Annotated in this window: 9 protein-coding genes; all 9 read right to left on the bottom strand. The window is 42.8% G+C overall.

What is annotated here, in order from left to right; genetic code table 11:
• Positions 1–245: 245 nt before the first annotated feature.
• Entirely contained in the window at positions 246–749 is a 504-nt protein-coding gene (locus HF312_20775; protein ID MCU7522657.1) for a hypothetical protein, read from the bottom strand.
• Between the two features lie 112 nt (positions 750–861).
• Positions 862–2,574, bottom strand: coding sequence for an AMP-binding protein (locus HF312_20770; GenBank protein MCU7522656.1), 1,713 nt, complete (start codon positions 2,572–2,574; stop codon positions 862–864).
• 107 nt (positions 2,575–2,681) lie between these two features.
• Entirely contained in the window at positions 2,682–4,151 is a 1,470-nt protein-coding gene (locus HF312_20765) for an aminoacyl-histidine dipeptidase (GenBank protein ID MCU7522655.1), read from the bottom strand.
• Between the two features lie 102 nt (positions 4,152–4,253).
• Positions 4,254–6,095, bottom strand: a complete 1,842-nt coding sequence (gene typA / locus HF312_20760; protein ID MCU7522654.1) for a translational GTPase TypA — start codon at positions 6,093–6,095, stop codon at positions 4,254–4,256.
• A 38-nt stretch (positions 6,096–6,133) separates the two neighbouring features.
• Entirely contained in the window at positions 6,134–7,213 is a 1,080-nt protein-coding gene (gene ychF, locus HF312_20755; protein ID MCU7522653.1) for a redox-regulated ATPase YchF, read from the bottom strand.
• A 159-nt stretch (positions 7,214–7,372) separates the two neighbouring features.
• Positions 7,373–7,660 carry an ATP-dependent Clp protease adaptor ClpS gene (locus HF312_20750; GenBank protein ID MCU7522652.1) on the bottom strand — a complete coding sequence of 96 codons (288 nt, stop codon included), beginning with the start codon at positions 7,658–7,660 and terminating at the stop codon, positions 7,373–7,375.
• 294 nt (positions 7,661–7,954) lie between these two features.
• Positions 7,955–8,371 carry a hypothetical protein gene (locus HF312_20745; protein MCU7522651.1) on the bottom strand — a complete coding sequence of 139 codons (417 nt, stop codon included), beginning with the start codon at positions 8,369–8,371 and terminating at the stop codon, positions 7,955–7,957.
• 257 nt (positions 8,372–8,628) lie between these two features.
• The gene (locus tag HF312_20740; protein MCU7522650.1) at positions 8,629–9,180 is read right to left on the bottom strand and encodes a hypothetical protein; all 552 of its coding nucleotides are present in this window, start codon (positions 9,178–9,180) and stop codon (positions 8,629–8,631) included.
• 12 nt (positions 9,181–9,192) lie between these two features.
• A partial coding sequence (locus HF312_20735) for an RHS repeat-associated core domain-containing protein (protein ID MCU7522649.1) occupies positions 9,193–9,884 on the bottom strand: 692 nt, incomplete at its 5' end.

The raw sequence follows: 9,884 nt of genomic DNA, 5'->3' as shown, positions 1-9,884 counted from the left end.
ATAGTAATTATAAAGCCCCGTCTTACGGGGCTTTATTCGGACAAAATATAAATATTACCCTTTAAATGGGCCAGACAGTTTCGTAAGATTTGATGGGCCTTCCACTGGCTTTTTTCATTTCCAGGGCTAATTTCTGAAGCTCAACAAGCTGCTTAAGTTTTTCTTCAAAAGGGGCCTGCGCCCTTTCTCTGTGAAAAGCTTTCTTGCTCTCAAAAATATGGGTAATTGTCTGACTTATCATTTTCTTAGTCGTTTTTTAGCACTGAATCTAATTTACTCTTTAGTGAGTATTTTTCCAATACCTGATTTAACAAATTTTTATCTATAGCAACTTCATCAAAGAACTGCTGAACCCTAAACTTATCCTTCCCCCTCCCAGTCTGAAGCATTATGGCAATCAGATATTCCGGAGTAATAATGTAGGTTTCAGCATTCTGAATTACTACTTTTTTAGCATTTTCAACAGCCTCTTTTACCAGATCGTTATATGCCGGCAAAAACTGAACGGGAATATTGTCAATAACAATATGTTCTTCCTTTTCAGGGAAACCGTGCTTTCGGGCCCATTCATATAACTCCTTAAGCGGCCAAAGAGAATTTTCATCTACAGAAAGAATGACCATTACATCAAGATCAAAAGTAACTGTTGCCTCAAGGTAATACAGACTTGCTATACCACCGCCAATGGCATACTTAAGAATGATGCCTTCATTTACCAGACTATTAATATGCTTGAGAGTATTTTCCATTTATGTAAATCTACTTACCGCTAAGAAGCACTTTACTTTAATATAAAAATTTTCCGGCCATTTTCAGCTGAAAATGGCGAGCGCCGCCCGCCCCTCTACGGAGAATATTTGTTTATTCGTTTTTGTTGACCAGGTAGCGTTTGATCTTCTGGGTTGTGGTCTTTTCGAATTCAGTTTCCCTGATATAGAACTTTTTAATTTTCTTGAAGGAAGGAAGCTGTTTATTGACCTTTTCAATTTCCTGTGCCATTACCTCATTCATCATCTCATTGGTAATTTTCACGTCCTTTTGTTCTGAAAGCTCAATGAAGGCTTCGGCATCGACAACTATCTGGGCTGCAATAATTTCAGTTTCTTTTGCATCCTCTTCGCCATAGACAAAGCATTCGGATACAAAGGGGCTGCGGTTTAATATGTCTTCAATTTCCTCGGGGAAAACATTTTTGCCGTTTTTGGAAATAATGACGTTTTTCTTTCTGCCGCTTATATGCAGGAATCCGTCCTCGTCAAAGCGGCCGATGTCGCCTGTCTTGAAGTATCCGTCCTCAAACGTGTCCTGAGTGGCTTTTTCGTTATTGTAGTATCCGAGCATAACGTTGGGGCCTTTGGCCCAGATCTCGCCGTTACCCTCGCTGTCGGGAGAGCAGATCCTGACATCAATGCCCGGAAGAACAAAGCCCGCGGCGTCGTCTTTAAAATTATCCAGCTGATTGAGTGCCACTATGGGGGAAGTTTCTGTAAGGCCATAGCCCTGCAGGAAATTAAACCCGAATTCTCTTAAGCCTTTTGCGACCTCAGGGTCGGGGGCGGCACCGCCGGCGATAAAAATTCTTATAGCGCCGCCGAACTTCTGGTGAATTTCAGCAAATATTTTTTTCTTTGAATTCTTCCAGCCCACTTTCTCCAGAATATCGGTAGCCACGATCATAGGCTTTATCATTACCGAAGTAAGCTTCTTTTCGTTTATTGACTTATAGATCTTCTTAAACATTTTGTCAAAAAGGAGCGGTACGCCAAGGAGCATTGTGGCTTTTACTTTCTGAATATCGTCAACTACAGTCTTAAGGCTTCTTGCATAGTGCACGGAGCATCCGCAGTAGAGGGGGCAAAGCATACCGCAGGTGCATTCATAAGTGTGGTGCATCGGGAGGACGGAAAGGAATCTATCCTCAGGGTACATGAAGAGCATGCTTACCATATCCACCAGGTTTGAGGCCAGGTTTTTCTGGCTCAGCATAACGCCCTTAGCGCGTCCCAGGCTTCCGGAAGTAAAAATAATTTCAAAGAGTTCATTGGGATCAACCTTCGGCAGGTCCTGAACCGGTGCCGGGTTCTCGCGGTCTATCAGGTCCCTCATGAACAAGAACCCGTTTTCCTCAGAAGCCGAATCCATGGAGATAAAGAATTTCAGCTTTTTCATCATCTGTTTCTTTTCCGAAAGCATCTGCGAGAAGCTGTCCGAGAAAATTATAACTTCAGTATCCGACTCGTGAATAATGTTAAGGATTTCGTTTGTCTTGAGGTTACGGTCAATGGGGACGACTATATAGTTAAAGCAGGCGCAGGTAAGGTAAGAAAGAGCCCACTGCAAGCGGTTTTCGCTTATGACGGCGATGTGTGAGCGTTCTTTGATGCCCATTTTCTTAAGCGCGCTTCCGAACCTTAAGATTTTTTCAAGCAGCTCGCCGTAAGTCAGCCTTGAAACCGGCGTGTTACTGATGTCTTCAAGAGCAAGTTTATTTTCATATTTGCGAGCGCTCTGAAGGATCATTTCCTGAACTGATTCAATGCGCGGGACATTGTAGAGTTTAAGTTCTTTTTTCATGTTGTGATTTATTTAATTACATAAAATATATGCGTAAATATAATTTATTTTGCATAAGAAAAAAAAGCCGCATGTGGAAAAATCATGCGGCTTATTAAATAAAAGCACTAGCTTTTCCGGACAGCGTATTCGGCCAGAATGCCTGAGAGAAGCTTATAGAAACGTTCTACAGTAGGGATGTTCACCCTTTCATCCGGCGAATGGGCGCCCTGGATTGTGGGTCCGAAAGAAATCATATCGAGGCCGGGATATTTATCGCCGAGGATACCGCATTCGAGGCCGGCGTGGATTGCCTTAACCTCAGGTTCCGAGTTAAAGAGAGCCTCAAAGATTTTCTTTGATGTCTGCAGAGCCTCAGATTCCATATTTGGTTTCCAGCCCGGGTAGCCGTCGCCCTGGTGAATTTCGGCGCCTGCAAGGTCGAGGACAGATTCCACCATATGGGCCACATAGCGTTTAGAGCTTTCAATTGAGCTTCTCTGGCTGGTTCCGATTACGAGTGTGCCATCATTCATGTTAATGGTTGCAAGGTTAGTAGAAGTCTCAACAAGTCCCGGTATGTCGGCGCTCATGGCAATAACTCCGTGCGGCAGAGCCAGTATGGCGTTAACAAGCCTCTTCTGGAATTTTTTGCTGAATGCCTTCGGGGTTTGACCCTCAATTTTAGTAAGTTCAATTTTAAGTCCGCCGTCAGTTGTCTTAAACTCATTCTGAAGTTCAGCTTCCAGGGAGCGGATAATTTCGTTGACCTTCTTTTCTTTTGAAGGCTTAATGAGGACTGTAGCTTCAGATTCCCTTGGGATTGCGTTTCTTTTGCTTCCGCCTTCGAGGCTTGAGAGCATGAGACCTGTTGATTCCAGAGCCTTAAGCACGCGGCCCATAACCTTAATTGCGTTGGCGCGTCCGGTACTTATATCCATGCCTGAGTGCCCGCCTTTAAGTCCGGATATCAAAAGGCTGTAAGAGTTAAAGCCTTCCACCTTACCGGTATAGTCGACAGAAAATGTTCCCTGTGTATCCAGGCCGCCGGAGCAGCCCACATAGAACGCGCCGTCTTCCTCGCTATCGAGGTTAAGCAGGGTTTTTGCTGTAACGAATCCAGGCTGAAGGTTATTGGCTCCGGTAAGACCTGTTTCCTCGTCAATAGTAAAAAGGGCTTCGAGGGGGCCGTGAGTAATTTCTTTATCCGTAAGTGCGGCCAGTGCCGCGGCAACGCCGATGCCGTTATCGCTGCCGAGAGTAGTACCCTGGGCCTTAATCCAGTCGCCCTGGCGTTCAAGTTTAAGGGGGTCTGTTTCAAAATTGATATCAGTCCCCTTATTTTTTTCGCAGACCATATCCACATGTCCCTGCAGAACAACTGCAGCTGCATTTTCAAAACCCGGCGTTGCGGGAGCAGAAATAAGAATGTTGCCAACTTCATCTTCCTTAATAGGAAGGTTATTAAGGCGCGCAAAATTTCTTAAATACTCCCTTATTTTTCCTTCCATTTTGGATGGACGCGGGACCTGTGTAATTTCATAAAACCTTTGCCACAGAGCTTCGGGCTTCAAGCCTTCAACTACTTCTTTAGACATATCTCCTCCATAATTAAACTGCGTTATTTGATATGTCCCTTCATTAAAAGGGGCATGAAATTCATTTGCAGGGACTAAGAAATACAGTCGTAAGGGCTGTATTTACATAGCCTCTGATTCACTTTCCTTCTGAGCCAGGCGGGCTTTCTTTTTATCCATTTCAGTCAGGTATTTTTTTCTGATTCTTATGGATTTAGGAGTAATTTCAACGTACTCGTCGTCTGTAATCCATTCAATTGCCTGTTCAAGGGTCATTATTCTTGCCGGCTCAAGCCTTATTGCCTCATCGGCGCCTGAAGCTCTCATATTGGTAAGCTGTTTAGTCTTAGTGACGTTAACTCTCATATCCATATTTCTTGAGTTTTCGCCTACAACCATTCCCTCATAGACCTTTGTAGTTGGTTCAATGAAGAATACGGCTCTTTCCTGGAGCTTCCACATTGCATATCCGGAGCAGATGCCTTCATCGAGAGAGATAAGGGCTCCTCTTTGCCTCTGTACGATTTCGCCTTTGAAGGGTTCATACTTTTCGAAGTTTGCATGGAGAATACCCGTACCCTTGGTATCTGTCATGAACTCAGTTCTGTAGCCTATAAGTCCGCGGGTAGGTATAAAGAACTCGAGGCGTGTATTATTGCCTGAGGTAATCATGTTTTTAAGTTCGGCTTTTCTTTTGCCCAGTTTTTCAATAACGATGCCAACGTGTTCTTCGGGGACGTCAATAACAACGTGCTCGATCGGTTCAGCCATAACGTCAGCGATTTTCTTCATAATAACCTGCGGGCGGCTTACCTGGAGCTCATAGTCCTCGCGCCTCATATTTTCAATAAGGATGCCGAGGTGAAGTTCACCACGTCCGCTCACCTTAAATACGTCGGGGTATTCTGTCATTTCAACTCTAAGGCTCACGTTTGAGCGGAGTTCGCGGCTAAGGCGGTCGCTTATATTTCTGGTTGTAACATACTTCCCTTCCTGGCCGGCAAAGGGCGAATTATTAACCATAAAGTTCATTGTAATAGTAGGTTCGTCGATATCAACAAACGGGATTGCCTCAGGCCTTAATGGGCTTGCGATAGTCTCGCCAATATTGACGTCTTCAAAGCCCGCGATGCAGGCGATGTCGCCGGCAAAGACTTCCTCAGCCTCAGCTCTTTTGAGGTTATCGAAGGTATAGAGTTTTGATATCTTGCCGTTTTCCTGCTTGCCGTCTTTTTCAATGAGGACAACGTTATCGCCTACTCTGAGAGATCCGCTATGGACAAGGCCGATACCGATTCTGCCCAGGTAGTCATTATAGTCAATTGCGCTAATAAGCATGCGGAAAGGTTCATCAGGTGTTACTCTTGGCGCGGGCACCTTTTCGACAATGAGGTCGAAGAGCGGTTTAAGGTCCACGGCTTCTTCCTCAAGCCTCATTTTTGCGACGCCCTGTTTTGCGATGGCATAAACGAAAGGAAAATCGAGCTGTTCGTCTGTAGCGCCGAGAGAGAGGAAGAGTTCAAAAACTTCATCGAGCACCTGGTCGGGTCTTGCATCTTTACGGTCGATTTTATTTATAACGACAATCGGTTTAAGGCCGAGGTCGAGTGATTTTTTGAGGACGAATTTGGTCTGAGGAAGAGGGCCTTCGGCAGCGTCGACAAGGAGGAGGACGCCGTCGACCATTTTAAGAGTTCTTTCGACCTCGCCGCCAAAGTCGGCGTGTCCCGGGGTATCGACGATATTTATTTTAATGTCGTTATACCTGATGCTAGTATTTTTTGCCAGGATTGTAATGCCGCGTTCTTTTTCGAGCGGGTTGGAATCCATAACGCGTTTTTCAACAGCCTGATTAGCTCTAAAAACACCTGTCTGTCTGAGCATATAATCGACCAGCGTAGTCTTACCGTGATCAACGTGTGCAACAATAGCAATATTTCTAATGTTATCTTTAATATCCACAATTTTCCTTTTATTACTTACTAACTTTTATTACTTACTAATTAACTATGCCTGATGGATAAAATGTCTCCATCCTTTACTATATAATCTTTACCTTCGAGCCTCCAGACGCCGGCTTCCTTGCATTTCTGGAAGGATCCGTAGTGCATAAAGTCGTCGTAGTGTACGACTTCGGCCCGGATAAACTTGTTATAAAAATCCGTATGAATAACGCCCGCAGCCTCCTGGGCTGTCATATTCTTCTTAATTGTCCAGGCGCGGCATTCATCTTCGCCAACAGTCAGGAACGACTGGAGACCCAGGACCTGATAAGAAATCTTAAGTATCTTATTAAGAGCAGATTCCGTGATGCCGAAATCCTTCATAAAGATTTCAGCCTCCTCGTCGCTCATCTGAGAGAGCTCGTACTCAAACTTTGCAAAGAACGGTATTACCGTAAGCTTGTAGCGGTCGAAGGCCTTATCAATGGCGCTAACGATGCTTTCGACCTTGTCAATTGAATCCTCGTCGAAATTAACTGCAACGACGAGCGGCTTCAGAGTCAGGAACTGGTAAGAAGCCAGGAGTTTGCGTTCAGACTCATCGAATTCAAGGAGTCTTAAGGGCAATTCCTTCTCTATATGTTCAAGACATTTTTCCATCAAGGGAAGTTCCCTTTTTGCCAGTTCATTTTTAGATTTTTGAATTTCTTTTGTAAGCTTTTCCCTGCGGGTTTCAAGGAGAGCCATATCAGCCAGGAGGAACTCCGTTTCCAAGAACTGGATGTCTCTTACCGGATCAACGCTTCCCTCCGGGTGAGGCACGGCGTCGTTATTAAACTGTCTTATGACGTAGAAAAGCGCGTCGTTGTTTTTGACGTTATTGAGGAATTCGGCAGTAATTTTGACCTTACCGTCTTCCGATACCCTGAGGCCGGGGATATCGTATACCTCTATTGTAGCGTTAACTTTTTTAGGAGGATTAAAGACAGCAGCTGCCTTGTCGAGGCGTTCGTCGGGGACCTTAACGACAGCCAGGTTAGCCTTATCCGACTGTGCCGCTTCAGATTCCTGAGTTTTAGTTAAAGTGTTAAAAAGTGTTGTTTTTCCAGAGTATTGTAAGCCTACCAAGCCAATTTGCATTTAAGTACCCTTATATAGTGCCAGCTTAAAAATCAATTAAAAAACCGCCCATTAGTACGTGGGACGGTCATAAATTTTCGGATTTATCATCTAAATATACGATTTTTAACCTTAAATGTATACCGGAAAGAAATCGGGATGGATAATAGATAAGAAAGCTTAAGAAACTATCTGTGTATTAAGAGCAATTTCCTCTAAGACCGAGGTAACTTTAAGGCATTCCTGGAGCATGCCGTCGAAGACGCATGCCTGTCCTTTTACGTGGACTTCGAAGGCAAAATCGCGTGCAATTTCATATGAGCATTTAACTGCCTTAACGAGCTGGGCAATGACCTCGTCAAAAGTATGCCAGTCGTCGTTAAAAAGTATAACCTTAAAAGGCAGCCCTACAAGAGTTTCCTCTTCCTGTTCAGGGTTGTACTGCCCGTATGTCGGATCTTCTGCCATATGCAACTTAAAGTTGAACAATTTATTAGAAAAAATAAGCCGGGATATTTGCGTTTAAAAATTACAAAATTGGAGGAGATAATAAAAGGAAATTTTATTGAAAGAGGGCTATTGAGCCGTCTTAAAGACACCGCGGTTCCGGGAAAGCAATAAATGATTCCTCCTATCCGGGATGGAGGTTTCTTTTTTTGTGTTTAACATGCATATCTATACCCCGATGACTTTTGCAGCCAATCAGGGCCATAAGTTGAAATTTAATATTATCTTTGAACCGGAAATTTCACATGAGAAGGCTCATTTCAACCTGTAATATTGTCCTGTAACTTCAGGAGAGGAGTAGACCTGAACCTGCACGGTATCGTTCCTGGTAATGTAATGGTCCTTTATCTTAAAGCTCTGGGGAGAACTTGCACCCGTTACTTCCATTGTAATTGCAGGTTCAACAGGATAAATGCTGATATCCAGGAAGTCCCCTTCTTTTATCTTTGAGTAGTTGGTCTTGTCGGCTTCTACGAAGTTCTCTTTTCTTGAGACAAGATACCTTGTAAGCTTTGCCTCAGTGAGGCTTATCTTGTAGAAGTTGTAGTCTTTGAAACTCACCGTATCGGCTGAAGTTACCTTCCACTTCTCTGGAGTCTCCTCCACATCCTGGCAGAAGAGCTGTGAAGAAGTGACTGCAAGTGCCGCAATAAACAGTAAATACTTAAACATTTGTTTTGACCTTATCTTATTTGGAAATATCTCAAAAATCTGTTGTATTTCTATTAAAAGGTTTAATAGCTAAATCTGTTTGCAATAGATGGCACAATACACCATTAACTTTAGTCCACCTACTACAAAGGAGCTCGAAGTTCCACCGAATGCCAATTAAACCCATAGGAGATTGAGTATTTAAGAGCAAGAGATTTGATTATTTAGTTCTCAATGTATTTCAACTCTTTTTTATGTTCTTGCTCAATTTTCAGATCTTATTTATTTTCGTATACATGGACAACTTTAACGCCAAGCAATTGTAATTGAGAAGCTATATTATTGAGTAGATTTATATCTTTAGATATAAACCAGATAGTTCCATGGTGTGTGAAAACAATCACCAGATCACACTTCTTTGCGAAGACTAAAATATCCTGATAGCTGAATTTACTTGGATAATCTAAAAACAAATCCATAAATTCCTTCAGATCAGAAATGCTTATCTTTCCGAAATATTTCTTTCGCCATTCAAACCTGTCAAGATATTTCCTTATTGAATCATCCTCCAGTTCCTCTTCAATAAAAGAGGGCAGCCAGGGAGCTCTTGTAGACTCCAGCCTTGCAACGAATTCTCCTTTTACATATTTGGAAACTACTGAATATATAAATTCAGAAAATGATTTTTTGTCGGTTATGGGATTTTCCAAATCAAAATAATCTCTGTCTTTATACTTCTCCATTTCAAGACCATACCAGGTTGCTATCATTTTTAACGGAGTTTCTTTCTCCTCTCCGAACCAATCAATATATTCTTTCATTTTTATCATTTTTATCCTCAATTACTTTTTAAGTATAACATTTACATGTGTTCTATTTGGAAGCTGAACGTCACGATGTGGAAGTTTGTGGCCAAATCCTTTATGATTCTGTACAGGACCCCATTTTGTGCCGTCCCTACTAGGATAATTTCCATCTCGATCTTTTTTGCCATTCCAATTTTTTCTAGGTTTAAAACGATATTCATTGCCAGCCTTATCTACATAAATTTTGTCTGGATCGGGAGCACCTTGATCTACCCCCTGGCTTTTATCCTGATCTGAATTTTTATCTCCCTCACTGTCCTCATTCCAAAGGTGAGAAATTTTATCCAGGCCAACCGCAACTGTTCCCAGAAATGTTAATTTTAATTTCTGCATTTCTTTGGCTAAGAATTGTCCTGCACTTACCATTCTTAAATTGTCTTCCCTGCTGGGCATGGGAAATACATATATGACGTCAACACCTGGGGCCGTTATGGTGACTGTCGGCAGAGTAAAGGTTAGGAGACCATCACTCAATATGGATTCATTTCCATCAGGATCGATCAGGCTAATTGGATTATTGTTACAGTATACATAAGGACTAATTCCGGGATACTTATCAGCCATAGGGTCAACACTTCTCCAGATTCCAAGTCTTGCGTCATAATACCTGGATCCAAAGTAATCGAGACCCGTCTCGGAGTCTCTTTCCTTCGAAGTAAACTTGTACT

Source organism: Ignavibacteria bacterium (assembly GCA_025612375.1).
Taxonomy (GTDB): Bacteria; Bacteroidota; Ignavibacteria; order Ignavibacteriales; family SURF-24; genus JAAXKN01.
The sequence above is the reverse complement of the archived record's forward strand: the minus strand, read 5'-3'. Positions and strand labels throughout refer to the sequence as shown.